25 protein-coding genes and 1 tRNA gene are annotated in these 23,928 nt (G+C 67.8%); 12 read left to right on the forward strand and 14 right to left on the reverse strand.

Features of this window, described 5'->3' with window-relative positions; all coding sequences use genetic code 11:
• Position 1: 1 nt before the first annotated feature.
• Positions 2-1,822, reverse strand: coding sequence for a GspE/PulE family protein (locus ACVCMC_RS14280; RefSeq protein WP_447097775.1), 1,821 nt, complete (start codon positions 1,820-1,822; stop codon positions 2-4).
• Positions 1,823-1,921: 99 nt separating this feature from the next.
• On the opposite strand from ACVCMC_RS14280, the gene glyQ reads away from it, so the two are divergent.
• The gene (gene glyQ / locus ACVCMC_RS14285; RefSeq protein ID WP_447097776.1) at positions 1,922-2,839 is read left to right on the forward strand and encodes a glycine--tRNA ligase subunit alpha; all 918 of its coding nucleotides are present in this window, start codon (positions 1,922-1,924) and stop codon (positions 2,837-2,839) included.
• Positions 2,836-4,983 carry a glycine--tRNA ligase subunit beta gene (gene glyS / locus ACVCMC_RS14290; RefSeq protein ID WP_447097777.1) on the forward strand — a complete coding sequence of 716 codons (2,148 nt, stop codon included), beginning with the start codon at positions 2,836-2,838 and terminating at the stop codon, positions 4,981-4,983. The genes glyQ and glyS overlap by 4 nt, the downstream gene beginning before the upstream one ends.
• A 52-nt stretch (positions 4,984-5,035) precedes the next feature.
• On the opposite strand, the gene ACVCMC_RS14295 is transcribed toward glyS, so the two are convergent.
• Positions 5,036-5,611 carry a helix-turn-helix domain-containing protein gene (locus ACVCMC_RS14295; RefSeq protein WP_395120642.1) on the reverse strand — a complete coding sequence of 192 codons (576 nt, stop codon included), beginning with the start codon at positions 5,609-5,611 and terminating at the stop codon, positions 5,036-5,038.
• A gap of 283 nt (positions 5,612-5,894) precedes the next feature.
• Here ACVCMC_RS14295 and ACVCMC_RS14300 point away from each other — a divergent pair, with 283 nt between their 5' ends.
• The gene (locus tag ACVCMC_RS14300; RefSeq protein WP_447097778.1) at positions 5,895-7,769 is read left to right on the forward strand and encodes an MFS transporter; all 1,875 of its coding nucleotides are present in this window, start codon (positions 5,895-5,897) and stop codon (positions 7,767-7,769) included.
• Positions 7,770-7,845: 76 nt separating this feature from the next.
• Here ACVCMC_RS14300 and ACVCMC_RS14305 read toward each other — a convergent pair whose 3' ends face one another.
• From ACVCMC_RS14305 to ACVCMC_RS14360, 12 genes are all read right to left on the reverse strand, one after another.
• Positions 7,846-8,715 carry a beta-lactamase induction protein gene (locus tag ACVCMC_RS14305; protein ID WP_447097779.1) on the reverse strand — a complete coding sequence of 290 codons (870 nt, stop codon included), beginning with the start codon at positions 8,713-8,715 and terminating at the stop codon, positions 7,846-7,848.
• A gap of 67 nt (positions 8,716-8,782) precedes the next feature.
• Positions 8,783-9,424: a hypothetical protein gene (locus tag ACVCMC_RS14310; protein ID WP_447097780.1), complete on the reverse strand. Its 642-nt coding sequence runs from the start codon at positions 9,422-9,424 to the stop codon at positions 8,783-8,785.
• A 72-nt stretch (positions 9,425-9,496) separates the two neighbouring features.
• Positions 9,497-10,471, reverse strand: coding sequence for an NAD(+) diphosphatase (nudC, locus tag ACVCMC_RS14315; RefSeq protein ID WP_447097781.1), 975 nt, complete (start codon positions 10,469-10,471; stop codon positions 9,497-9,499).
• 10 nt (positions 10,472-10,481) lie between these two features.
• Positions 10,482-10,850: an iron-sulfur cluster insertion protein ErpA gene (gene erpA, locus ACVCMC_RS14320; RefSeq protein ID WP_447097782.1), complete on the reverse strand. Its 369-nt coding sequence runs from the start codon at positions 10,848-10,850 to the stop codon at positions 10,482-10,484.
• 46 nt (positions 10,851-10,896) lie between these two features.
• Positions 10,897-11,331 carry a bactofilin family protein gene (locus ACVCMC_RS14325; protein ID WP_395120636.1) on the reverse strand — a complete coding sequence of 145 codons (435 nt, stop codon included), beginning with the start codon at positions 11,329-11,331 and terminating at the stop codon, positions 10,897-10,899.
• Entirely contained in the window at positions 11,318-12,070 is a 753-nt protein-coding gene (locus ACVCMC_RS14330) for a DUF6776 family protein (RefSeq protein WP_395120635.1), read from the reverse strand. Before ACVCMC_RS14330 ends, ACVCMC_RS14325 begins: the two co-directional genes overlap by 14 nt.
• Positions 12,071-12,184: 114 nt before the next feature.
• Positions 12,185-12,655: a bacterioferritin gene (gene bfr, locus ACVCMC_RS14335; protein WP_395120634.1), complete on the reverse strand. Its 471-nt coding sequence runs from the start codon at positions 12,653-12,655 to the stop codon at positions 12,185-12,187.
• A 109-nt stretch (positions 12,656-12,764) separates the two neighbouring features.
• Positions 12,765-12,962 carry a (2Fe-2S)-binding protein gene (locus tag ACVCMC_RS14340; protein ID WP_395136000.1) on the reverse strand — a complete coding sequence of 66 codons (198 nt, stop codon included), beginning with the start codon at positions 12,960-12,962 and terminating at the stop codon, positions 12,765-12,767.
• Positions 12,963-13,064: 102 nt separating this feature from the next.
• A complete protein-coding gene (locus ACVCMC_RS14345) occupies positions 13,065-13,712 on the reverse strand; it encodes a hypothetical protein (protein WP_447097783.1) in 648 nt (215 codons plus the stop codon).
• Between the two features lie 4 nt (positions 13,713-13,716).
• Positions 13,717-16,518: a kelch repeat-containing protein gene (locus tag ACVCMC_RS14350; protein ID WP_447097784.1), complete on the reverse strand. Its 2,802-nt coding sequence runs from the start codon at positions 16,516-16,518 to the stop codon at positions 13,717-13,719.
• Positions 16,519-16,538: 20 nt separating this feature from the next.
• On the reverse strand, positions 16,539-17,321 hold the full coding sequence (locus ACVCMC_RS14355; RefSeq protein ID WP_447097785.1) for a hypothetical protein: 783 nt from the start codon (positions 17,319-17,321) through the stop codon (positions 16,539-16,541).
• 100 nt (positions 17,322-17,421) lie between these two features.
• Positions 17,422-17,982: an RNA pyrophosphohydrolase gene (locus ACVCMC_RS14360; RefSeq protein ID WP_395120629.1), complete on the reverse strand. Its 561-nt coding sequence runs from the start codon at positions 17,980-17,982 to the stop codon at positions 17,422-17,424.
• A gap of 173 nt (positions 17,983-18,155) precedes the next feature.
• Between ACVCMC_RS14360 and ACVCMC_RS14365 the strand changes: the two genes are divergently transcribed.
• The 9 genes from ACVCMC_RS14365 (at position 18,156) to atpA (ending at position 23,834) form a co-directional block, all read left to right on the forward strand.
• Positions 18,156-18,232: transfer RNA gene (locus tag ACVCMC_RS14365), tRNA-Met, on the forward strand.
• Between the two features lie 53 nt (positions 18,233-18,285).
• Positions 18,286-18,648 (forward strand): 6-carboxytetrahydropterin synthase QueD, encoded by a 363-nt coding sequence (gene queD / locus ACVCMC_RS14370; RefSeq protein ID WP_447097786.1) that lies wholly within the window; start codon positions 18,286-18,288, stop codon positions 18,646-18,648.
• Positions 18,649-18,799: 151 nt separating this feature from the next.
• A complete protein-coding gene (locus ACVCMC_RS14375; RefSeq protein WP_136257248.1) occupies positions 18,800-19,186 on the forward strand; it encodes a phasin family protein in 387 nt (128 codons plus the stop codon).
• 255 nt (positions 19,187-19,441) lie between these two features.
• Positions 19,442-19,807: a hypothetical protein gene (locus ACVCMC_RS14380; RefSeq protein WP_136257247.1), complete on the forward strand. Its 366-nt coding sequence runs from the start codon at positions 19,442-19,444 to the stop codon at positions 19,805-19,807.
• 3 nt (positions 19,808-19,810) lie between these two features.
• Positions 19,811-20,626 carry a F0F1 ATP synthase subunit A gene (atpB, locus tag ACVCMC_RS14385; protein ID WP_136257246.1) on the forward strand — a complete coding sequence of 272 codons (816 nt, stop codon included), beginning with the start codon at positions 19,811-19,813 and terminating at the stop codon, positions 20,624-20,626.
• 70 nt (positions 20,627-20,696) lie between these two features.
• A complete protein-coding gene (atpE, locus tag ACVCMC_RS14390) occupies positions 20,697-20,975 on the forward strand; it encodes a F0F1 ATP synthase subunit C (protein WP_136257245.1) in 279 nt (92 codons plus the stop codon).
• Between the two features lie 89 nt (positions 20,976-21,064).
• Positions 21,065-21,535, forward strand: a complete 471-nt coding sequence (locus ACVCMC_RS14395; protein WP_395120625.1) for a F0F1 ATP synthase subunit B — start codon at positions 21,065-21,067, stop codon at positions 21,533-21,535.
• Between the two features lie 3 nt (positions 21,536-21,538).
• A complete protein-coding gene (locus ACVCMC_RS14400) occupies positions 21,539-22,072 on the forward strand; it encodes a F0F1 ATP synthase subunit delta (RefSeq protein WP_447097787.1) in 534 nt (177 codons plus the stop codon).
• Between the two features lie 211 nt (positions 22,073-22,283).
• Positions 22,284-23,834, forward strand: coding sequence for a F0F1 ATP synthase subunit alpha (gene atpA, locus ACVCMC_RS14405; protein WP_395120623.1), 1,551 nt, complete (start codon positions 22,284-22,286; stop codon positions 23,832-23,834).
• The last annotated feature ends 94 nt before the right edge of the window (positions 23,835-23,928 follow it).

Below are 23,928 nucleotides of genomic sequence, written 5' to 3' on the forward strand. Positions count from 1 at the left end.
GCTAGTGCGGATCATCGGCCAAGGCGTCGATCGGTGGCAACACGGTCAGCACTTCCTGCACCGTGGTCAGTCCGGCGGCGACCTGGTCGGCGGCGGAGATGCGCAGCGGGCGCATGCCCTCGTCCAACGCAGCCTGGCCGAAGCCGCTGAGGTCGAGTTCGGCCGAGATCATGCCGCGCAGATGCGGCGAGAGCTTCATCATCTCGTAGATGCCGGTGCGGCCCATGAAGCCGGTGTTGCGGCATTCCAGGCAGCCGACCGCCCGGTACACCTGCGCCGGCACCGGCATCGACCAGCCGCGGGTCAGCACGTTCCACGCCAGCGGGTCCTGGGTGGTGGCCTGCTTGCAATGCGGGCACAGCGTGCGCACCAGGCGTTGCGCCACCACGCCGGTGAGGGTGGACTGGATCAGGTAGTGCGGCACGCCGAGATCGAGCAGGCGGGTGACCGCGCTGGGCGCGTCGTTGGTGTGCAGCGTGGACAGCACCAGGTGTCCGGTGAGCGAGGCCTGCACCGCCATCTGCGCGGTTTCCAGGTCGCGGATCTCGCCGACCATGATGATGTCCGGGTCCTGCCGCAGCAGCGTGCGCACACCGGCGGCGAAATCGAGGTCGATCGCCGCGTGCACCTGCATCTGGTTGAACTCCGGCGAGACCATCTCGATCGGGTCCTCCACGGTGCACACGTTGAGTTCTGGCGTGGCCAGGTGCTTGAGTGTGGAATACAGCGTGGTGGTCTTGCCCGAGCCGGTGGGGCCGGTGACCAGCACGATGCCGTGCGGGCGCTCGACCATGTTGCGCCAGTTCTCCGCCTCGCTCGGCGAGAAACCCAGCTGGGCGAAATCCTTCACCACCAGATCCGGATCGAAGATGCGCATCACCACCTTCTCGCCGAAGGCGGTGGGCATGTTCGAGATGCGCAACTCCACCTCGCGCCCGGAGGCAGAGCGCGTCTTGATGCGGCCGTCCTGCGGCCGGCGCTTCTCGGCCACGTCCATGCGGGCGAGGATCTTGATGCGTGCGGTCACTGCGGTCATCACCGGCGCCGGCAACTCGAACACTTTCTGCATGACGCCGTCGATGCGGAAGCGGATGTAGCCGGTCTCGCGTCGTGGTTCCAGATGGATGTCCGAGGCGCGCTGCTCGAAGGCGTACTGCAGCAGCCAGTCGACGATGTGCACCACATGGCGATCGTCGGCGCCGACCTCGCCGCTCTTGCCCAGCTCCACCAACTGCTCGAAGTTGAGGATCGCCGAGGAGCTGTCGCTGCCGGTCTTGGCGTCCTGCGCCAGCTGGATCGAGCGCTGGACGCCGTAGAACTCCTGCTGGTAGCGGTTGATGTCGATCGGGCTGGCCACGACGCGTTTGATGTCCCGCCGCAGCATGTGGGCCAGGTCGGGCGCCCAGGCGTCGTCGAACGGTTCGCTGGTGGCGAACGTCACCTCGCCCACGGTCGCCGCGATCGGCAGGATGCGGTGCCGTTTCGCGTAGGCCAGGCTCACCACCTGGGTGACCGTGGCTGCGTTGATCTTCATCGGATCGATCTTGAGGTACGGCAAGCCGGCATGGCCGGCCAGCCACTCGGCCAGCGTCTCCAGGCTCAACGGCCGGCCGGGCTCGCGCTGGTTGATCAACTTGGCGTTGGCGATCACCACCAGCGGGTGCAGCTCCACCGTGCTGCGGCCGGCGCGCGCGCCCATGCGCACGTTCTTCGCATCCTCGGCGAGCGCGTAACCGTCGACCACCAGCGCGGCCAGCACCTCGTCCAGTTCGAGTCGGCCACGACGGCCGAGCAGCGAGGCAATTTGTGGCGATGCAGCCATCCGGCAAGTGTCCTGTGCGAGGCTCCGCCAGCCGGAAATTCCAGCCGCAAAGCGAGCTGCGGCTATACTAACGCGCTTTAACCCAGGTCACGGAAAGCCATGTCCGCGCGCACCTTCCAGGATGTGATCCAGACCCTCAACCGCTACTGGGCGGCGCAGGGTTGCGTACTGCTGCAGCCGCTGGACACCGAAGTGGGCGCCGGTACGTTCCATCCGGCCACCTTCCTGCGTGCGCTCGGCCCGGAGCCCTGGTCGGCCGCTTATGTGCAGCCGTCGCGTCGCCCCACCGACGGCCGCTACGGCGAAAACCCGAACCGCCTGCAGCACTACTACCAGTACCAGGTAGTGATGAAACCGAACCCGGAGAACATCCTGGAGTTGTACATCGGCTCGCTGAAGGAGCTCGGCCTCGACCCGCTGGTGCACGATCTGCGCTTCGTCGAGGACAACTGGGAATCACCCACGCTGGGTGCCTGGGGACTGGGTTGGGAGGTGTGGTTGAACGGCATGGAGGTCACCCAGTTCACCTACTTCCAGCAGGCCGGCGGCATCGAGTGCCGGCCGGTCACCGGCGAGATCACGTATGGCCTGGAGCGCCTGGCCATGTACCTGCAAAACGTGGATAGCGTTTTTGACCTGGTCTGGACTGACGGCCCGCGCGGCACCGTCACCTACGGCGATGTGTTCCACCAGAACGAAGTCGAGCAGAGCACCTACAACTTCGAGCACGCCAACGTGGCCGAGCTGCTGCGCTGGTTCGATGTCTGCGAGGGCGAGGCGAACAAGCTGGTGGCGGCCAACCTGCCGCTGCCCGCCTACGAGCAGGTGATGAAGGCCAGCCACACCTTCAACCTGCTCGATGCGCGCCGCGCGATCAGCGTCACCGAGCGCCAGCGCTACATCCTGCGCGTGCGCGCGTTGTCGCGTGCCGTCGCCGAGGCCTACGTGGCGCAACGCGAGAAGCTGGGCTTTCCCGGCCTCAAGCACGCTGGTGCCCACCAGGAGCAGGCCGCATGAACGCCGGCAAGTCGCTGTTGATCGAACTGGGCACCGAGGAACTGCCGCCGCGCGCACTGGACGAGCTGTCCGCCGCATTCCTGCGCGGCATCGTGGGCGGGCTGGCCGCGCGCGGCGTCAGCGCCGGGCTGGACCAGGCGGTGGCCTACGCCTCGCCGCGCCGGCTGGCGGCCTTCATCCCCGCGGTGGCGGCGGCGCAGCCGGCGCAATCCATCGAACGCCGCGGCCCCGCGGTGGCCGCCGCGCTCGACGCCGAAGGGCGGCCGTCGAAGGCCCTGCTCGGTTTCGCGCACTCATGCGGCGTCGACGTCGGCCAGCTGGAGAAGCTCGAAACCGACAAGGGCGCGTGGTTTGTCTGGCGTGCGGTCAGGCCGGGCCAGTCGCTGGCGGCCCTGCTGCCGGAGATCATCGACGAGGCGCTCAAGGCGCTGCCGATCCCGCGCCCGATGCGCTGGGCCGACCACGACTACAGTTTCGTGCGCCCGGTGCACTGGCTGGTGATCCTGCACGGCGCCGACATCGTCGACGGCCAAGTGCTGGGCCTGGCCAGCGGGCGCAAGTCGCGCGGCCACCGTTTCATGCATCCGCAACCGGTGCACGTGGCCGACGCCGATGGCTGGCTCGACGCGATGCGCGCCGCAAAGGTGCTGGCCGATCCGCGCGAGCGGCGTCAGCGCATCCACCAGCAGATCGAGCTCGCCGCGCAAGGCACCGGCGGCACGCCGCAACTGGATGACGCGCTGCTGGACGAGCTGGCCAACCTCACCGAATGGCCGGTGGCGATCGCCTGCACCTTCGAGCGCCGCTTCCTGGAAGTGCCTGCCGAGGCACTGGTCACCACCATGGTGGCGAACCAGAAATTCGTGCCGGTGTTCGACGCCGAGGGCAAGCTGACCGAACACTTCATCGGCATCGCCAACATCGAGAGCAAGGACCCGGTTGAGATCCGCCGTGGCTACGAACGGGTGATCCGGCCGCGTTTCGCTGACGCCAAGTTCTTCTGGGACGAGGACCTCAAGACGCCGCTGGCCAGCTACCAGGAGCAGCTGAAAAACGTCACCTACCAGCAGGCGCTGGGCAGCCAGTGGGACAAGAGCGTGCGCGTGGCCGAACTGGCGCGGGTGGTGGCCAACCGGATCGGCGTCGATGCGGCGCTGGCGACGCGCGCCGCCAGCCTGGCCAAGTGCGACCTGCTGACCCGCATGGTCGGTGAGTTTCCCGAGCTGCAGGGCGTGATGGGGCGCTATTACGCCGTCCATGACGGCGAACCGCCGGCGGTGGCCGAGGCGCTGGACAGCCACTACCAACCGCGCTTCGGTGGCGACCGCATCGCCGCGGACCCCCTGGGTCAGGTGCTGGCGGTGGCCGAGCGGCTCGATACCCTGGCCGGCATCTTCGCCATCGGCATGAAACCCGGTGGCAACAAGGACCCGTTCGCGCTGCGCCGCGCGGCGCTGGGCCTGGCGCGCACCCTGATCGAGGGCGGCCTGGAACTGGACCTGCGCGCGAGTTTCATCGAGGCGCTGGAGCAGTTGCCCGATGCCGCGCTGGCGGCCGGCCTCAAGCCCGGCAAGGACGGCAAGCCGCCGGCCCTGCAGGCGGGCGCGCGGCGTGCGATCCTGCTGGAGGAGCTGCTCGACTTCGTGCATGAGCGCCTGCGCGGCTACTACGCCGAACAGGGCTTCGAACACGGGGCCTTCGAAGCCGTGATGGCGGTGCAGCCGGCCAGCGTGGCCGACTTCGACCGGCGCCTGCGCGCGGTGGTGGAGTTTGGCCGCCGGCCCGAGGCGGCGAGCCTGGCCGCGGCCAACAAGCGCGTCGCCAACATCCTGCGCAAGCAGGCCGAGGAGGCCGGTGCGCCGCCGATCGGGCGGACGGTCGACCCGGCCTGTTTCGAGGCGGAGGCGGAGCGCGACCTGGCCGATGCGCTGGCCGCCGCGCGGCAGGACAGCGCCGCGGCCGAGGCCGCTGGCGATTACGCTGCCGTGCTGGCCCGCCTGGCACAACTGCAGGTGCCGGTGGATGCGTTCTTCGACAACGTGCTGGTGAACGCCGAAGACCCCGCCGTGCGGGCCAACCGCCTGGCGCTGCTCAATCAGTTGAAGAGCCAGTTCAGCACCGTGGCTGACATCGCCCTGCTCTGACGCCGAACCGCGGAACGGGCGAACGCCCACCCCGCGGGAGTGCGCCCGGATCTCAGGCCGTGGTGGAGGCCAGGCGATCCTTGCGCAGGCGCTGGGCAAGGTGGCGGTTGAACGCCATCATCGCGCCGGCGTCCACGTTGACGCCGCCCGGGCCGAGGATCTCGTACAGCTCGGTGAGCAGGTCGGTGTTCTCGGCCAGGCCCAGCGGGCTGCCGGCCAGTTCCAGTTCGGATTGCAGCATCTGCATCGCCGTGTTCAGGCGCTGCGGGTCCAACCCCTGCATCTGCGCGGACAACGGCAGACGAGTGACCGTACCGGATTTGGCGTGGACGCGTTGGGTGCGCACGACCTGGCTGCTGTGCTGGTCGTCCTGCATGGTCGGGGTCGGGTCGATCTGGATGCCGCCCTCGCCGGCCACCAGCCATACCAGCGAGATGCCCAGCGTGCGCGCCAGGGTGACGCAGCGTGCGCGCGAGGGGTCGGTATTGCCGTCTCGCCAGCTGCGCACCACGCCTTCGGAAAAGCCGCACATGCGGGCGATCTCGGTGGCGCTGCCGACGCGCTGGATCAGCAGCCGGATGCGGTCGGCGAAGGTGCCGCCGGAAACCTGGGGAGAGGACTTGCTCATGGGAGTGGCCGTGTCGGTAGGGTAGGAGACTGCACCGGGGCGCAAGATTTCGGGGACGATCGCCGCGGCGGGAAAACCGGGTCGTCCACGCAGCATTTTGCGCCCGCCGCCGGTGCCGTGCCAAGCCGTCGACCCCGAACCGGCGCCGGCAACCAGGTTGCGACCGCGCGAATGGCGGGGAGTTTCATGCCATGCCGATCTTTCGTCCGGTGCGCCGCAGCTGCTACCGTCGCCCGGTCGCCGCCGGCCGTGGTGGCGCCGGGGACCCATCACAGGACAAGGCATGAGCCAATTCGGATTGCTCGGCAAGCGGCGTTTCGCGCCGTTCTTCTGGACCCAGGCGCTGGGCGCCTTCAACGACAATGCGTTCCGCAATGCGCTGGTGATGCTGGTGGCGTTCCAGATGGGGCTGGACGACCGCACCGTGGGGCTCTACACCAACCTGGCGCCGGCACTGTTCATCATCCCGTTCTTCCTGTTTTCCGCCACCGCCGGCCAGCTGGCGGAGAAGTACGAGAAGAGCCGCATCATCCGCTACGTGAAGCTGTTCGAGATCGCGGCGATGACGCTGGCCGCGTACGGCTTCTACACCCACCACACCTCGCTGCTGCTGGTGGTGCTGTTCATGATGGGCATGCACTCGACCATGTTCGGGCCGATCAAGTACGCGATCCTGCCGCAGGCACTGAAGAACGAGGAACTGGTCGGCGGCAACGGCCTGGTCGAGATGGGCACGCAGATGGCGATGCTGGTGGGCATGATCGCCGGCAACTCGCTGATGCTGGTGGCCGGCGTGGGGCCCATGCTGGCCTCCGGCGCGACCATCGCGGTGGCGGTGGCCGGCTATCTGGCCAGCCGGCGCATTCCGGCCGCGCCGGCGACCGCGCCCGACCTGAAGTTCAACTGGAACCCGTTCAGCGAGACCGCCCGCGTGCTGGGCATCACCCGCGCCGATCGCGCGGTGTTCAACGCGGTGCTGGGCATCTCGTGGTTCTGGTTCTTCGGCACCGTGCTGATCGCGCAGTTGCCGATCTACACGCGCGAGACGCTGGGCGGCGACGGCTCGGTCAACACGCTGGTGCTGACCCTGTTCTCGATCGGCACCGGCGTCGGCGCGCTGCTGTGCGAGAAGCTGTCCGGCAAGCGGGTGGAGATCGGCCTGGTGCCGCTGGGCGCGTTCGGCCTCACCGTGTTCGGCATCGACCTGTACCTGGCCCGGCACGGGCTTGCGGCCACGCGCGGACTGGACTGGCTGGCGTTCCTGCACGGCGCCGGCAGCTGGCGCATCGTGCTCGACCTCACCGCGATCGGCGTGTTCGCCGGCTTTTACGTGGTGCCGCTGTTTGCCTTCGTGCAGTCGCGCACGCCGCGCGAGCGGCTGTCGCGGGTAATCGCCGGCAACAACATCATCAATGCCTTGCTGATCGTGCTGGCCGCGGTGTTCGGGCTGGTGCTGGGCCGGCTGGGCATGGACGCGGCCACCATCTTCCTGCTGGCCGCCCTGTTCAACGTGCTGGTGGCGGTGTACATCTTCACCCTGGTGCCCGAGTTCCTGATGCGCTTCATCACCTGGGTGCTGGTGAACACGCTGTACCGGGTGCGCGTCGACGGCATGCAGCATCTGCCCGAGGAAGGTCCGGCGCTGCTGGTGTGCAACCACGTCAGCTTCATGGACCCGCTGCTGCTGATGGCCAACCTGCGGCGGCCGGCGCGCTTCGTGATGTATTACCGGATCTTCCACACCCCGCTGCTGCGTTTCGTGTTCCGCACGGCCAAGGCGATTCCGATTGCCGGGCAAAAGGAAGATCCGGTCGTGCTGCAGCAGGCGTACGACGCGATCGACGCGGCGCTGGCCGACGGCGAGCTGGTATGCATCTTCCCCGAGGGCGGCCTGACCGGCGACGGCGAGATCGCGCCATTCCGGCCAGGGCTGGAGAAGATCCTGGCCCGGCGCCCGGTGCCGGTAGTGCCGCTGGCGCTGCGGGGGTTGTGGGGTAGCGTGTGGAGCCGGCGCGACACCCGGCTCGGCCGCCTGCGCCTGCCGCGGCGCTTCCGGGCGCGGGTGGAACTGGTCGTGGATGCGCCGGTGCCGCCGCAGGCGGCCAGCGCCGCATCGCTGGAAGCCAGGGTTCGCGAATTGCGCGGGGAGCTTGCCTGAGCGCGGCGGGGCAAGCGGCGGGCAGTGCCCGCCCTGCCTTGGCGTAGCTGGTCCAAGCCGGCCCCGCCCGCCGGCTTCAGCTCACCCAGCTGCCGATCACCAGCAAGGCGATCACGCTGAGCCAGGCCAGCAAGGCGCGCAGCAAGGCGCCGCGCAGGCGTCGCAGCTCGTCCAGCGGATCGCTGTGCTCCTCGGCATAGCCGTCGCCGGCCTCGACGTCGATACGCACGTCGGCTTGCGCCGCGGCGCCGAGAAAGCCGGGGCCGCGCTGATACCAGCTGGTCGGCGTGGCCTGGATGTGCCAGCGCCGCCACGCCTCGATCACCGCATCCCAGTGGCCGACCACGGCCAGGGTGAAGGTCAGCACCTGGGCCGGCAACCAGTCCAGCGCGTTGGCCAGGTAGTGGGCGGCATGCTGGCTGTCGCCGTCGAGCGCCAGCGAGTCGTCGCGCCCCAGCGTCTGCGCCAGCCGGTACAGCAGCGCGCCGACCGGGCCGAGCAGGAAAAACCACAGCAGCACCGCGAAGCGTCGGCGCAACGCTGCATAGACGATCGCCTCGCCCAGCGCCGGGGCGTGCCAGCGCACCGGGCGCCCGTCGTCGGACAGCCGTTGCGCCGCCGCCTCGCGGCTGACGTCGTCGGGCGCGGCGAGGATCGCCTCCAGGTCACGCTCGAACTCGCGTGGACCGAAGCAGTAGATCAGCACCACCACGGCGAACAGCAGCGGCAGCAACTCGCCCAGTACGGTGTGCCCGAACAGCCACACCAGCAGTGCGCACAGCAGCAGCGGCGGGGCCAGCGCCAGCACCACGCGGCCGGCGCCACTGGTGTCGGACAACTGCGCCACCCAGCGCCGGAACAGGCCGTCGCGGCGCCAGCTGGCCAGTTGCGGCGAGACATGCAGCAGGCCAAGGGCGATCAGGGCAACGAGCAGACGGATGGCCATGGTGACGCACTCCCGGACAATGGCCGCATTGTAACGAGCGCGTGTGCAGCCCGCTGGCGCTCGCCGCTCAGCCGGGCCCGCAGTGGTAGCGCTCGGCGGTGCGTTCGACGTCGGTGGAGCTGATGTGCCGGGCCAACTGCTCGGCCGGCGTCATGCCGCGCCAGACCTCCACGTCCATGCAGTGCGGGTCGACCACGCCGAACAACGCCTGCACCATGCGCACGGCGCCGCCGACGCCCTGCATGCGCGGGTCGACCATGCGGAAACCCTCCACGATCGGCGTCGAGGAGCCGGGCAGGCGGACCGGGCGCGGCATGGACATCCCGCCGCGCAGAAGATTGCCGCCGGCGACGTAACCGGGTACGTCGGCTTTGGTGGTGATCGCGCTGCGCTCGCGCGCCGGTGACGTCGCCGGCAGCGGTGTGGGCTTCGGTGACGTGACGATGCCTCGGGGCGGCGGAGGGTGCCGTACCGAAGGACGCTGCGATGGCCGCCTGGGCGGTGCGGCCGTGGCTACCACCGTCAGCAACCGGAGGGTGAGCGGCGTCGATGGCGGATGGCGCCAGAGTGCGGCGGGCCGCCAGACGCGCGGGCTGGCATGGAAACACACCAGCCATGCCGCCAGATGCACGCCGATCACCGCCACGTGGATGGCGACGCGCCCGCTCGATGCGCGCATCGCTGCCGGAAAGCGGTGAGTCGGGTGCATGGGAGAGGTCCATCCGTGGCCGGGTACCCGGACAACGACCCGCGCGCCGCGATGGAGTTCCGCCGGAAGGGATCAGGCGACGGGTGCGACGGCGGTCAACGCGTCCAGGTCCAGTCCGGCGCGCCCGTGCAGCCAGTGCGCCAGCAGCCGGTAGGACACCGACAAGCGTGTGGACGGCAGGAAGCTGCCGTCGGCGATGCCGTCGACGATCTGCTGTGGGGTGAACCAGCGCGCATCCTCCAGTTCGAGGTCGCGCATGCGGATCTCGCGCGATACCGCGGTGGCGATGAAGCCGACCATCAGTGACGCCGGCATCGGCCACGGCTGCGAGGAGTGGTAGCGCACCTCGTCCACGATCACGCCCGATTCCTCGGCCACCTCGCGGCGCACGGCATCTTCCAGCGCCTCGCCCGGCTCGACGAAGCCGGCCAGGGTGGAATAGCGGTGCGGCGGCCAGCCGGGCTGGCGGCCCAGCAGGCAGGCGCCGTCGTGCTCCACCAGCATGATTACCGCCGCATCGGTGCGCGGGAAATGCAGTCGCGCGCAATCGGGGTTGCGGCATTGCGCCCGATGCCCGGCGGCCACCAGCTGCAACGGCCCGCCGCAGTACGCGCAGAACTGCGTCTCGCGTTGCCAGTGCGACAGCCCCTTGGCATAGGCGAACAGGCCGGCCTCGTCCGCAGGCAGCAACAGGCCGGCGCTGCGCAGGCTCATGCGACGTGCGTCCAGCGCGGTTTCCAGCGCGTCGCCCTGCTCGCGATCGCTCACTACCAGCAGGAAGTGCGGCCGCTCGTGCGCGATGCCGAGCAAGCTGGCACGCGTGTCGGCCAGCCATTGCGTACGTTCGGCGGCGGTGAGCCAGCGCAGCGCGTCGTCGTCGCGGCGGAGATAGGCCTCGCCGGTGGCATCCAGCAGCAGGTAGCGAGCCGTGTCGGCGCGTGCCTGCGCGGCCACCCACGTCGCCTCGTCGCGATGCTCAGCCATGCGGTCGAGCACCAGGCTCAGGCCGGCGAAGGTGTTGGGGCGCGGCAGCCTGGCCTGGTCCATGGCGAGGAGGTCAGGCGGTGAAGGAGGAGCCGCAGCCGCAGGTGGTCTTCGCGTTCGGATTGCTGATCACGAACTGCGCGCCGCTGAGGTTCTCGGCGTAGTCGATCTGTGCGCCGGTGAGGTACTGCAGCGACAGCGGATCGCACAGCAGCGTGACGCCCTCGCGCTCGACCGCCAGATCGTCCTCGGCCTGTGCCTCGTCGAAGGTGAAGCCGTACTGGAACCCCGAGCAGCCGCCACCGGAGATATACACGCGCAGCTTCAGCTGCGGATTGCCTTCCTCGGCAATCAGCTCATGCACCTTGTGCGCGGCGGCCGCGGTGAACTCCAGCGGAGTGCCGCCGCTGCGGTAATCGGGGATTGCGACGATGGTTTCCATGGTGATCTGAATGGGGATGAAGGCGGACAGATGCAAGCATAGCGCGTCAGGCCGGCAAGGCTTCCTCGTCGCTGCCGGTGGCGTCGGTCGCCGGCGCCGCCAGCGCGCGCTGCGCCGGCTCGGCCTGGCGCGCCATGTGCCCGTTGACCTGGGCGCCGGCAGCCATTTCCAGCGTGTGGTAGCGCAGGTCGCCGTCGATGCGCGCCAGCGGCGCCAGCTCCAGCCGCACGCTGATGTACACGTCGCCGGTGATGTGCCCGTTGATCACCGCCTGCGGCACGCGCACCTCGCCCTCCACCTCGCCATGCTCGCTCAGAGTGAACATGGCATCGTCGCCCTCGGCCAGCACGGTGCCTTCGATGCGTCCGTCCAGGTGCAAGGCGCCGCTGAAGCGCAAGTCGCCGCGGATCACCGTGCCGCGGGCGATCAGGCTGGTTTCGGAACTGCCGCGGTTGCGGTCGCTGCGTCTACGGTTGAGCATCTCGGTCTCCCTCGGCGGTGGTGATGTTGCCGGACAAGGCGGCGCTCCACGCCACGGTGCGGCTGAAGGTCTCGCCGCTGGCCGGATCGACGCGGATGCGCAGCCGTGTCGGCCGGAAATCCGCGGGCAGCACGATCGTGCCCTGCAACTGCTGGAAATAGGTGAAGCGGAACGGCAGGCCGTCCTTCTGCGCGCCGTCGCCCAGCGCCGGCCAGTCCAGCGTCACGACCTTGTCCTTGCGCATGCCCTCCACGCTGACCGTGGCATGGCCGTTGACCTCGGCGCCGCGCTTGGCGTTCTGGGTCAGGCTGAGGATCAGCGTCCAGCCGCGCGAACCGGCGATCGGCTGCAGCTTCACCTCCTGCAGCTTGAGGCCCTGGCGCTGATCGTTGCCGGCGACCAGGCGCGAATAGAACCCGAGGTCCGAACGCAGCGCACTCAACTCCTTCTCGCGCTGCGCGAGAGTGCCGCGCAAGGCGCTGGTGGCCACCTCGTTGACCTGGCCAGCGCGCTGCAGGTTCGCCACCTGCTGCTTGAGATCGTCGACCTCTGCCAGCAGCGCACGCTGCTGCTTGTGGTCGACTACTGCCGGCGTGCCGCGCACGCCCAGCACATGCACCGCCGCGCCCACCGCCAGCAGGCTGGCCAACCACGCCAAACCCCACCCCAGGCGGCGCCAGCGATGGCCGACGTCGTCGTGCCTGCGCACCACGAGACGCGGAGGTGGTCGTGAACCCATGGGAGGACGTTCCCGGAAAACCCGAGGTATAGCCCGGGCGTGACGAAAGCGTCAAGGAACGGGCGCACGCCCGCGCGGATGCGCCGTGGCGGCGTGCGCGCTGCGCGACCGGCGTCAGCTCTGCATCTTGCTCTGCAGATAGCGTTCCGCGCCGATGTCCTTGATCAGGTTGAACTGGGTTTCCAGCCAGTCGATGTGTTCTTCCTCGTCATGCAGGATGTGCTTGAACAGATCGCGGCTGATGTAGTCGGCGATGCCTTCGCTGTAGGCGATCGCCTCGCGCAGGTCGACGGTGGCGGCCAGCTCCAGGTCCAGGTCGCCCTGCAGAGCTTCCACCGGATGCTCGCCGATGCGCAGCTTGCCCAGCCGCTGCAGATTGGGCAGCCCGTCGAGGAACAGGATGCGCTCGATCAGCCGATCGGCGTGTTTCATCTCGTCGATCGACTCCTTGTATTCGTGCTCGGCCAGCTCGGTGTAGCCCCAGTTCTTGTACATCCGGGCATGCAGAAAATACTGGTTGATCGCGGTCAGCTCGTTGTAGAGCACCTTGTTGAGAAACTCGATGACCTTGGCATCACCCTTCATGGCCTTTCCTCCATCGCGACGGACCCACGGACTATACAAACTCCGCGACGGTCAGGACGGAAATGAGAATGCCAATGGTTTGCCGCCGGGCGCGAAGCCCGAGGTCGGCTCAGGCGGCGACGAGCGGAAGCTGGCAGAGCACCTGCCGGCGAGCCTGCTCGAAGGTGGCGCGGGCTTCGTCGCCGCAGCAGCCGCAACAGTCCGAACAGCCGGTGCGCGCCTGCAATTCGGCAAACGTCTGCACGCCATCGGCCGCTTCGCGGCGGATGTCGTGGTCGGTGACGGCATTGCACATGCAGACGTACATGACGCATATGAGAACGCGAATGCGAACGATTGTCAACAATCGACTGGGCGGGGCGGTCGTCCGTTCAGCGCGTCGGTCTTGCCCGCCTCGTGGGCCCTCCGCTCACGGCTTGATCGCGGTCACCACGCCGCCGATGGAATACACGCGGACCCCGGCCGTGGGGAATACGTACAGCCGCAACGCCACGCCGTCGGCCTGACTCACCACGATCTGGTCCACCTCGCCAAAGCGGGCCAGCATGGTGCACTGGCGGAAGGCCTCATCGCTCATGCCCACCGTGGGCAGCTTCGCCAGTTCGCCGCCGCAGTACTGCTCCTGTTGTTCGATCACCTGGCCAAGCTTTGCGGCCGATACCGCATTGCCGTGTTCGGCCTGTGCCTGCATGCGCGCGGTGATCGCCCGGTCGCGCAACTCGCGCGCCATGCGGGACAGGCGCGGTTCCGGCTTGAACAAGCCGTGCATCTTCGACACCGGCGCCACCCGCGGCGGCTGCGTCTCGGGCAGGGTTCGCTGGATCATGCCCACGCCCAGCGCCTGCAACCGGTCGAGTTCGCGCTCCAGTGCCCGCTCGTCGTAAGCAGGCGGGGGCGGCACGGTCGATGATGCAGGCGCAGCCGGGACCGCGCCGTCGCAGGGATGGTCCTGGAACACGTCGCCCCGGCACTTGTAGACCGCGTCGTCCGCGCGGGCGGAAAACACGCCTGTCGCCGCCAGCAGCAGCGTGATCGTCCATCGAACCGTGGGCGTCATCCGATCACTCCCGTGCCTGGCTTGCGGGTTTGTCGCACTGCGTCGATGGCTTCGCCTGGATGCGCTCGAAACGGGTTGGTGCGCCATCGGTTTCGATCACCTGGAAGCGGCCGTCGCTTGCCTCCAGCATTGCGTTGACGTCGATCACGCCACTCCCGTCGGGCTGCCACACGATCTTGTCAGCCTGCACTTTCCAGCGGCCGGTAAAGCCGGCGGTCGAGCGCCGGTCGAACGCGCTGGGGGTCATCACGTAGCGACCGTCGTCGCGCAATTCGATGCGCCGCATGATGCTTTTGTGCGTGGACGACCACAGGCCGATGAGCCCGCATGGCCGTTGGCTCGGCGTCATCATCACCTTGGCGGTCTCGCGTGCGGCCACGCCCATGCGTTCCCAGTCGGCCTTGGGCACGCGGTGCACGCAGGTCGACAGCGACAGCACCCACGGCATCAGCACGATGGCCAGCCCGCCATACACCAGCAACCGGGCGGCCAGCGAATAGCCGCCGCGCAAGCGCGGCCAGGCGACGCGGCGCAACAGTCGATAGGCCAGCCACGAACCCAGGCAGGCGAGGATGACCCACTTGACGTTGCCGATGCCGTCCCAGCTGAAGTGCTGCTGTCCACGCGGCGCCGCTGCCTTCGCCACGGGCGCAGCAGCCGTGGGTGGCGGCGCGATCGGCTTCATCGCGACGGTGGGCGAGATGTAGAGATCGCCCGGCGGTGGCGGGGCAAAGCCGCGGCAGCTTGCCTGGCGATGGAAAAAGCCGGCGCCCGCTGCCAGCGTGTCGCGGCCCGGCCCCGCCACCACCACGGTGCCGTCATCGAGGACCGCCATAACGTGGCTGGTGCTGCCGAAGCCAGGGTCGGACAGCGCGAACACCCGCGCATCCGCCGGCCGATACAGCGCCACCGGATACGTCGAGATGGCGCAGCCATCAGGCAGGCGCTGCGCGTCGGCGCCCATCTGGCGCCCCATCAACACGTAATCCCACCAGCCGGTGCCGGCGTTCCACAGCATTGCGGTGGCCCGCCAACCATCGGCGTGCACGAAGCGGGCGCCAGCGTCGTTGATCTCGAAGCTTTCGCGTCCTGTCGGGTCGGTGATGGTGGCTAGCGGCTGCTGGCCGTGCACCGGCGCGCCGTAGGTGATCCCCTTGTCGTGCCAGTCGACGCGCCAGATCGTCCAGCGCGCCGTGCGCTCGTTCAGCACCGCGGCCTCGTGCATGTTGACCAGGGCAAACGCGCGCCGGTCCGGCAACAGGCCCAGTTGCGGCCGTGAATCGGCCAGGTATTGCAAGGTCGCGCCGCCGCAGCCGGACCAGCGGTTGATGGGAGCCGACCAGCGGTGACACTGCAACTCGTGCCGCGATTTCATCGTTACATACAGGACATCCCCCGACCGCAGCGCCAAGGCCGCGGGGTGTCCCGCCGAGTCCGCCTCCAGCGGGCCGGTGCTGCTCCAGCGATCGGTGCGCGCGTTCCAGATGCGCGCCACCGGCAGCCCGCGAAAATCGTCGGCGAGGTAGCCCAACATAATCACGCGATGCCCGGGCAGCGCGGCGATCGCGGGCGTCGATCGCCAAGCGGGCACGTCCGCAGCCGGTGTCTCGGGTGACCAGCGCAACACCCCGTTGGCGGTGAAGATCAACGCACTGCCATCGGATCGCGCCACCATGCCGAGCGGCTGCGGCGCGTCGTTGCCCACGCTGGGAGAAGTGGTTCCGGCAAGTTGCCAACCTTGCGAATGCGGATCCCACAACCACGCCCACGGCGAGGATTGTCCCTGGACCGGCTGCAGCCAGGTGCCGCCGGCGACCAGTACGGCACCGGAGGCCAGCCGGACCGCAGCGTGGCCGTACAGCCCCACCGGGAGCTCCGCGCCCTCGCTCCATGTGCCGCTGCGCGGATCCCATAGCTCCACCGAACGCAGCGGCCGGCCATCCTCGCCCATGCCGCCGGCCACCAGTACGCGGCCATCGGCGAGCAGGGTGGCGGTGTGCGCGTAGCGTGCCACGTGCATCGGTGGCAGCGTTCGCCAGGCCTGTCCGCGGGCGTCGAGCAGTTCGGCCGAAGTCAGCGGATGATTGGTGTCATCAAGGCCACCGAGCACCAGCACGCTGCCGTCGGACAGCGCCGTCGCGCTGTGCTTGGCCCGCGCGGCGGCCATCCTCGGTGCGGCAACCAGCTTGCCGCCTGCATAGCGCACCACGCTGGCAAGCACGCCGCTGCCATCGTGCGGCAACTGCGGATCGCTTTCGCCGCCGATCAGCAGCACGCTGCCATCGGGCATCCGCGTGGCGGTATGGAAGATGCGCGTCTGCGCCAACGCGGGCGCCGATTGCCACTGTCGTTTGAGCGGATCCCAGATCGACATGCCTGCATACGGCGGATACGGCGCCGAATCGTTCAAGGCCTGCGCCACGTCGCACAGGCCGCCGGCGATCAGCAGCCGGCCGTCGGCCAGCACGGTGCTGGTGTGCAGGTAGACATGGCCGTCCGGACACTGCGGCGCGCGCGGTACGCGCACCCAGCCCCCGGCGGCGGGATCGTAGAGCTTGGGCGAAGGGTCCGGCCCGCTTTCCATGCCGTGACGCAGGCGCAAGGCGTCGTTCTGGTCCTGTTCGGCGCGCCACTCGTTGGCGGACATGCCGTAGCCGTAGGCAAGGACGCTGCCGTCAGACAGCACGTCCACCGTGCCTCCGCGCAGCGGTGTCAGGTAACCGCCAAACGGTTGCAGGTGGCCCGCCGTGGGATGCCATTGCGCGGACACTGGGCCTGCGCCGAGCACGCCGGCGAGGAGCAGCATCAGAAAGGCGAACCGGCCCATCACGGAGGGCAGCCCTGCAGGCGGGCGCGATCGCCGTACCAGCGCAGATCCGAAAGAGACTTGCGGCGCCGCGCTTCGATGGCGCGCCAGCCGTCGCCGGCGTCATCCGCGCTTGCCACCAGCGCGGCGGCGGCCGCGTCGTAGGCGCGCTTGCTGTCCGCCAGATGTTCGCGCAAACCGTGGCAGGTTTCCGCGAGCGCGGCGTGCGGGGTCGACCCATGGGACGCACAGGGTTGATCGCTGAAGAGCGGATGGTCAGGCGTGCCGCAGCGATGGATCGCCTTGGGCGAGTCGCCCGTGGGGGCCATGGCGGCGCGGGTCGTCGCCAACGACAGGTAGCGCTGGTAATCGGCATACTGCAGGAGGTATTCGTGGCGATAGGGCTGTGGCGACATCTCCTCGATGCCGGCGCGATCGGTTGCCAGTTGTTCGATCGTGACCGCCGTGAGCGCGTGGCCCGTGCGCAAGGTGTCGATCGCCAACGACAATCGCTGCAGCGCGGCTGCGATCTGCTCGCCCTGCAGGCTATCCTCGAACCCTTTGCAATCGAGCAACATGGGGCCGCGGCCTTCGTCTTCGGTCACCGCGATGCCCCTGTAGTTTCCGTACGCCAGCATCTCCGCCTCGACCGCGTCGAAGTGAGCGTTGACCTGGGCGCGGCACTCCTCGCCGTTGCGCGCGTCGCGCGGGCCGATGGCGCGGGCGCCGCCGACACTGGCGATCAGCAGTACGCCCGCCGCCATCCACCGATGGGCGACGCGAAGCCTGGCTTGGGTACCCATCCCCTTTTTCCTTCCCCTGGAATCGCCGCACTATACGACAGCGCGTGCGGCGGCGAACGCGGGATGGGCGTTGCGCAGCGCGACGGGAAGGAGGCCGGGATCAGGCTGCCGCGCGTCCGGTGCGCGGGCCCCCGACGGGTGTGTCGGCGTCTTCGCGTGGCGGCGTGGTGCCGATCTCCATGCCGAACAAATCCTCCACCAGCGGCGCGAAGTGGCGCAGTGCCCGCGCGTACACGTCGCGCTTGAAATTCACCACGTGCGCGGCCGGGTACCAGAAGTCGACCCAGCGCCAGATGTCGAACTCCGGCTTCTCGTTGGCATCGAGCTTCAGCGCCTCCTCGCCGCCGACCAGCTTCAGCAGGAACCACACCTGCTTCTGGCCGATGCAGGTCGGGCGCTGGTGCCGGCGCACGTAGCGCTCGGGCAGGCGATAACGCAGCCAGCCGTGGGTGGCGCTGATCACTTCCACGTGGTGTGCCGCCAGGCCGGTTTCCTCCTCCAGCTCGCGGTACATCGCCTCCAGCGGGGTTTCGTCGGTGCGCATGCCGCCCTGCGGGAACTGCCAGCCGTCACGATTGACCCGGCGCGCCCAGAACAGCTGGCCGTCTGCATTGAGCAGCACGATCCCCACGTTCGGACGGTAGCCATCTACATCAATCATGCGTCGCCTCCCGGGGCTTGGCCCCGCGAACCGGCGGCAAAAGGGCCGCGCGATCCTGCCCCGATTCAACCACAGCCCGCAAAGCAGCGGCAAGCTCGCCGACTTGAACGAACGCGCCACGCCCACTACACTTCCGCGCCCCGCCGGCGATCGCCCCGCGGCGGCTTCCCAATGGCTATGTAGCTCAGCTGGTTAGAGCACAGCACTCATAATGCTGGGGTCGGTGGTTCGAGTCCACCCATAGCCACCAAACGTGTCGCGCGTGTCTGTCCCGCCGACGTGTCCATCCGCGCGGACGTCGCCATGCACATCTTCAAGGTGTTTCAGCTCGAAGCAGCCCACCGCCTGCCGCACGTGCCGGAAGGCCACAAATGCGCGCGGCTGCACGGGCATTCGTTCCGCGTCGAGATTCATGTTTCCGGCGAGCCGGACCCGCGGCTCGGCTGGGTGATGGACTTTGCCGAGCTGAAGACGACCTTCCAGCCGCTGTATGACCAGCTCGACCACCACTATCTCAACGACATCGAGGGGCTGGAGAACCCGACCAGCGAGATGCTGGCGCGCTGGATCTGGCAGCGGCTGGAGCCGCGGCTGGCGGGGCTGGACAAGGTGGTGGTGCACGAGACCTGCACGTCGGGGGCGAGCTGCAGCCGGGTCGATTTCTGACGCGTTGCGTTATGCGAATGACTTTCGCAAGTAAGCGTTTACGCTGAACATTTGTCGACTGGTCTGGCGATTTCCTGAAATTCATGTTGCAACGCAACAGAAGCTTTGCTAGAGTGGCTGCCACTACCCCATCCTCCACGAGGAACGAGCCATGACCCAGCAATTCAACAACCAGCTTTTTGCGTTCACCAAGCAGTTCACCGACAGCGCGTTCAAGGCGCATTCGCTGGCCCTGAAGGGCCTGGAGAAAGTTGCCGAGCTGCAGCTCAAGGCGCTCGAGGAGCAGACCAAGGTTTCCGCCGAGTTCGTCACCGAGGTGATGGAGGCCCGTGACATCGACGGCCTGCGCGGCCTGTGGGAGAAGGGCAGCAGCCTGAGCCGCGAGAACGCCGAGCGCGCCGTGGCGGTGTCGCAGGAAGTGCTGGCGATCACCCAGAAGACCGCCGAGTCGCTGAACGCGTTGGTGCAGGAGCAGCGCCAGGCGGCGAACGACGCGGTAGCCGCGCCGGTCGCCGGCAAGAAGGCCGCCGCCAAGTAATCACGGCGGTCAACGGCTGCAACACCCCCGGGAAGGCCGGACAAGGATGTCCGGCCTTCTTTTGTGCGCAGGATCCTGCGGTTGCGGCGGATCGTCGCAGGTGCCACGCGGGTACGCGTCCGTGCGTGCAGCGCGGGGGTTCGCCGGGTTTGCGGCTTGTCCGGGCAATCGGCGCACTGATATACTTTTACGGATTCGGATCGTGGCGGGTGACTGGATCGGTGCCGCCTGACAAGGGCCGCGCGGAGACGTCACTTGCTCAACAACCTGGCCTCGGGTCGGCGCATCGCCTTGCGCATCGTGCTGCTGCAGTTCGCAGTGGCTCTGCTGGTGGGCGGCACCTTCCTTGTGCTGGGGCGTCGTGAAGCGGCATCGGCCGCGGCAGGCGCGGTGGTGGTGGCACTGGGCACCGCGGTGATGTCGGCGCGGATGTTCAGCGGCATTGGCGGCGCGGGTCTGGCGCTGGGTCGGCTGCTGGCGGGCATGCTCCTGAAATGGGTCGTGATCGTCGGAGGGCTGGTCGTGATCCTGTTCCAATTCAAGTTGCCGCCACTGGCCGCCATCACGGGGTTGGTGGCTGCCTACGCGGTCTATCTGCTGGCGTTCAGATTCAAGGGTTGAAGCATGGCAAGCGAGTCGGGCGGGCTTACTGAATACATCCAGCACCACCTGCAGCATCTTGTTCCGCATGCGAGCAAGGAAGGCTTCTGGGCGGTGCATCTCGACTCGGTCACCGTGTCGCTGGCGCTCGGCGTGCTGTTCTGCCTGTGGTTCTGGCTGAAGGCGCGCAAGGCCACCGCCGGCGTGCCGGGCAAGGGTCAGGCGTTCGTCGAAATCATCCTGGAGTTCGTCGACGGCCAGGTCAAGGACGTGTTCCACGGCGACCGCCGCGTGCTGGGCCCGCTGGCGCTGACCGTGTTCGTCTGGGTGTTCCTGATGAACGCGATGGATCTGCTGCCGGTGGACCTGCTGCCGTGGATCACCGAGAAATTCGGCGTCGGCCACTTCCGCGCCGTACCGACCGCCGACATCAACATGACCTTCGCGATGTCGCTGACGGTGTTCGTGCTGATCATCTTCTACAGCTTCAAGGCCAAGGGCGCCGGCGGCTACATGCGCGAGCTGTTCACCGCGCCGTTCGGCTCCAGTCCGTTGCTGTGGCTGCCCAACTTCCTGCTCAACGTGGTCGAGCTGCTGTCCAAACCGGTGAGCCTGGCGATGCGACTGTTCGGCAACATGTACGCCGGCGAGCTGGTGTTCATGCTGATCGCCGGCCTGTTCAGTGCCGGCGCGGGCCTGGCCGGCTGGGCCCTGTACGGCGCAGGCATCATCGGCTACACGGTGTGGGGCATCTTCCACATCCTGATCATCTCGATCCAGGCCTTCATCTTCATGGTGCTGACGATCGTGTACATCTCGATGGCGCACGATCACCACTGATTGGCTGTTGTCGAATCCTTCGTTTCATCCGTTTTTGCCATTCCCAGTTTGCTTTTCTCAGGAGACCGTCGTGGAACTCATCACTCAAATTGCTCAAGTGCAGTCCTTCACCGCCATCGCGCTGGGCCTGATCATCGGCCTCGGTGCGCTCGGTGCCTGTATCGGTATCGGCGTCATGGGCTCGAAGTTCCTCGAAGCGGCTGCACGCCAGCCGGAACTGGTGCCGCTGCTGCAGGGCCGCATGTTCCTGCTCGCCGGCCTGATCGACGCGGCGTTCCTGATCGGCGTGGCGCTGGCGATGTATTTCGCCGTGGCCAACCCGCTGCTGTCCAAGCTTGCCGGTGCCTGAGTCACGTGGCGGCGCACAGCGCCGCCGTTTCGACCCGGGCGTCCTGACGCCCGGGTTCGGTTCAACCCGTATTTGCAGGTAACGCAGCGATGGATTTCAACGCGACCTTGATTGGCGAAATGATTTCGTTCGCCATCCTGATCTGGTTCTGTGTGCACTTCATCTGGCCGTATCTCAACAAGGCCATCGAAGAGCGCCAGCTCAAGATCGCCGAAGGCCTGAATGCGGCCGAGCGCGCGCACGCCGACCTGAAGGCTGCCGACTCCAAGGTGCAGGCCGAGATCAAGCAGGCCCGCCTGCAAGCCTCGGAGATCATCGACAAGGCCCAGCAGCAGGCCAACCAGATCATCGAAAAGGCCCGTGGCGAGGCCGTCAGCGAAATCAACCGCCTGAAGGCTTCGGCGCAGGACGACATCGCCTCGATGGCCCAGCGCGCGCGCGACGAGCTGCGCGAGCAGGTCGGTGCGCTGGCCGTGGCCGGCGCCAGCAGGATCGTGCAGCGCGAGGTCGATGCGTCGACGCACAAGGCCTTGCTCGACCAGCTCGCGGCCGAGATCTGATCGATGGCCCAGGCAATCACCCTCGCCCGTCCCTACGCCCGCGCCGCGTTCGAAGTGGCGCATGCCGCCGGCACGCTGGACGCGTGGTCGCAGGCGCTGGCGTTCGCCGCCGCGGTCGCGGCCGATCCGCGCGTGGCCGGTCTCGGCAACGATCCGCGGGTGGTGCCCGCGCAGCTCGTCGCGCTGCATCTGCCGGCCGGCATCGCCGCCGATGCGCCATTCGGCCAGTTCCTCGCCGAAATGGCCGAGCAGCGACGCCTTGCGTTGCTGCCGGAGGTGGCCGAGCTGTACGAGACGTTCAAGCGCGAATCCGAGTCGCAGCTGCTGGTCAAGGTGACCAGCGCGATGGCGCTGGACGCAGCGCAGACCGAGCAGCTCAAGGCTTCGCTGAAGCGCCGTTTCAAGCGCGAGATCGAACTGGATACCCAGGTCGATGCCTCGCTGCTGGCCGGTGCGGTGATCGACACCGGCAGCGAAGTGATCGACGGCTCCGCGCGCGGCAGGCTGGCCAAGCTGACTGGCGCATTGAGCCAGTAGTTTCACGCGAAGCCAGCTTCGCGAAAGGCAATACCGGCAGTTCGGGCCGGACAGTTTGGTTTCACGCGAAGTCCATTTTCGCGACGAGCAAAACCCGACCCTCCATGGTCGGACAGATTGGTTTCACGCGAGATCCATCTCGCGAAGAGCAAGGCCGGCCATCCGGGCCGGGCTGTTCAACAAGAGCTTTTCATTTCCGGGATAGATGACCATGTCCAGCACCACACTGAATCCGTCCGAGATCAGCGAACTGATCAAGAGCCGCATCGAGCAGTTCAAGCTCGGCGCCGAGGCACGCAACGAGGGCACGATCATCAGCGTGTCCGACGGCATCGTGCGCATCCACGGCCTGGCCGACGCGATGCAGGGCGAAATGATCGAGCTGCCGGGCAATGCGTTTGCGCTGGCGCTGAACCTCGAGCGCGACTCCGTCGGCGCGGTGGTGCTGGGCGACTACCAGCACCTGCGCGAGGGCGACACCGCCAAGACCACCGGCCGCATCCTCGAAGTGCCGATCGGCCCGGAGCTGCTCGGCCGCGTGGTCGATGCGCTGGGCAATCCGATCGACGGCAAGGGCCCGCTGAACGCCAAGCTCACCGCGCCGGTCGAGAAGGTCGCGCCGGGCGTGATCTGGCGCAAGTCGGTCGACCAGCCGCTGCAGACCGGCTACAAGTCGGTCGACGCGATGATCCCGGTCGGTCGCGGCCAGCGCGAGCTGATCATCGGCGACCGCCAGACCGGCAAGACCGCGCTGGCGATCGACGCGATCATCGCCCAGCGCGATTCGGGCATCAAATGCATTTACGTGGCGATCGGCCAGAAGCGTTCGTCGATCGCCAACGTGGTGCGCAAGCTGGAAGAGAACGGCGCCCTGGCCAATACCATCGTGGTGGTCGCCTCGGCCTCCGAGTCGGCCGCGCTGCAGTACGTGGCGCCGTATTCCGGTTGCGCGATGGGCGAGTACTTCCGCGATCGCGGACAGGATGCCCTGATCGTCTACGACGATCTGTCCAAGCAGGCCGTGGCCTATCGCCAGATCTCGCTGCTGCTGAAGCGCCCGCCGGGCCGCGAGGCGTATCCGGGCGACGTGTTCTATCTCCACTCGCGTCTGCTTGAGCGCGCCTCGCGCGTGTCCGAGGCCTATGTCGAGAAGTTCACCAACGGCGAGGTCAAGGGCAAGACCGGCTCGCTGACTGCGCTGCCGATCATCGAGACCCAGGGCGGCGACGTCTCCGCATTCGTGCCGACCAACGTGATCTCGATCACCGACGGCCAGATCTTCCTGGAAACCGACCTGTTCAACGCCGGCATCCGCCCGGCCGTCAACGCCGGCATCTCGGTGTCGCGCGTGGGCGGTTCGGCGCAGACCAAGATCGTCAAGAAGCTCTCCGGCGGCGTCAAGCTGGCGCTGGCGCAGTTCCGCGAGCTGGCCGCGTTCGCGCAGTTTGCCTCGGACCTGGACCCGGCCACCCGCGCCCAGCTTGATCGCGGCCAGCGCGTCACCGAGCTGATGAAGCAGAAGCAGTATTCGCCGCTGTCGATCGCCGAGCTGGCGCTGTCGGTCTACGCCGCCGAGAAGGGCTACCTCGACGACCTGCCGGTGAACAAGGTGCTGCCGTTCGAGAAGGGCCTGCACGCCTTCATGCATCAGACCCACGAGGAACTGATGAAGAAGATCGTCGCCACCGGCGCCTGGGACAACGACATCGAAGCCACCTTCAAGGCCTCGCTGGACGAGTACAAGAAGACCGGCAGCTGGTAAGAGAGCCGGGAATCGGGAGTAGGGAATAGGGAATCGGAAAAGCAACGGGCCTCGCCGCTACTGGCGATTCCCCATTCCCGATTCTCGATTCCCC

It is taken from the genome of Rhodanobacter sp. UC4452_H20 (assembly GCF_052978205.1).

Coding starts and splice junctions, on each gene's coding strand:
- ACVCMC_RS14280 (WP_447097775.1), bottom strand. CDS start 1,822: ATGGCTGCATCGCCACAAATTGCCTCGCTGCTCGGCCGTCGTGGCCGA.
- glyQ (WP_447097776.1), top strand. CDS start 1,922: ATGTCCGCGCGCACCTTCCAGGATGTGATCCAGACCCTCAACCGCTAC.
- glyS (WP_447097777.1), top strand. CDS start 2,836: ATGAACGCCGGCAAGTCGCTGTTGATCGAACTGGGCACCGAGGAACTG.
- ACVCMC_RS14295 (WP_395120642.1), bottom strand. CDS start 5,611: ATGAGCAAGTCCTCTCCCCAGGTTTCCGGCGGCACCTTCGCCGACCGC.
- ACVCMC_RS14300 (WP_447097778.1), top strand. CDS start 5,895: ATGAGCCAATTCGGATTGCTCGGCAAGCGGCGTTTCGCGCCGTTCTTC.
- ACVCMC_RS14305 (WP_447097779.1), bottom strand. CDS start 8,715: ATGGCCATCCGTCTGCTCGTTGCCCTGATCGCCCTTGGCCTGCTGCAT.
- ACVCMC_RS14310 (WP_447097780.1), bottom strand. CDS start 9,424: ATGCACCCGACTCACCGCTTTCCGGCAGCGATGCGCGCATCGAGCGGG.
- nudC (WP_447097781.1), bottom strand. CDS start 10,471: ATGGACCAGGCCAGGCTGCCGCGCCCCAACACCTTCGCCGGCCTGAGC.
- erpA (WP_447097782.1), bottom strand. CDS start 10,850: ATGGAAACCATCGTCGCAATCCCCGATTACCGCAGCGGCGGCACTCCG.
- ACVCMC_RS14325 (WP_395120636.1), bottom strand. CDS start 11,331: ATGCTCAACCGTAGACGCAGCGACCGCAACCGCGGCAGTTCCGAAACC.
- ACVCMC_RS14330 (WP_395120635.1), bottom strand. CDS start 12,070: ATGGGTTCACGACCACCTCCGCGTCTCGTGGTGCGCAGGCACGACGAC.
- bfr (WP_395120634.1), bottom strand. CDS start 12,655: ATGAAGGGTGATGCCAAGGTCATCGAGTTTCTCAACAAGGTGCTCTAC.
- ACVCMC_RS14340 (WP_395136000.1), bottom strand. CDS start 12,962: ATGTACGTCTGCATGTGCAATGCCGTCACCGACCACGACATCCGCCGC.
- ACVCMC_RS14345 (WP_447097783.1), bottom strand. CDS start 13,712: ATGACGCCCACGGTTCGATGGACGATCACGCTGCTGCTGGCGGCGACA.
- ACVCMC_RS14350 (WP_447097784.1), bottom strand. CDS start 16,518: ATGCTGCTCCTCGCCGGCGTGCTCGGCGCAGGCCCAGTGTCCGCGCAA.
- ACVCMC_RS14355 (WP_447097785.1), bottom strand. CDS start 17,321: ATGGGTACCCAAGCCAGGCTTCGCGTCGCCCATCGGTGGATGGCGGCG.
- ACVCMC_RS14360 (WP_395120629.1), bottom strand. CDS start 17,982: ATGATTGATGTAGATGGCTACCGTCCGAACGTGGGGATCGTGCTGCTC.
- queD (WP_447097786.1), top strand. CDS start 18,286: ATGCACATCTTCAAGGTGTTTCAGCTCGAAGCAGCCCACCGCCTGCCG.
- ACVCMC_RS14375 (WP_136257248.1), top strand. CDS start 18,800: ATGACCCAGCAATTCAACAACCAGCTTTTTGCGTTCACCAAGCAGTTC.
- atpB (WP_136257246.1), top strand. CDS start 19,811: ATGGCAAGCGAGTCGGGCGGGCTTACTGAATACATCCAGCACCACCTG.
- ACVCMC_RS14395 (WP_395120625.1), top strand. CDS start 21,065: ATGGATTTCAACGCGACCTTGATTGGCGAAATGATTTCGTTCGCCATC.
- ACVCMC_RS14400 (WP_447097787.1), top strand. CDS start 21,539: ATGGCCCAGGCAATCACCCTCGCCCGTCCCTACGCCCGCGCCGCGTTC.
- atpA (WP_395120623.1), top strand. CDS start 22,284: ATGTCCAGCACCACACTGAATCCGTCCGAGATCAGCGAACTGATCAAG.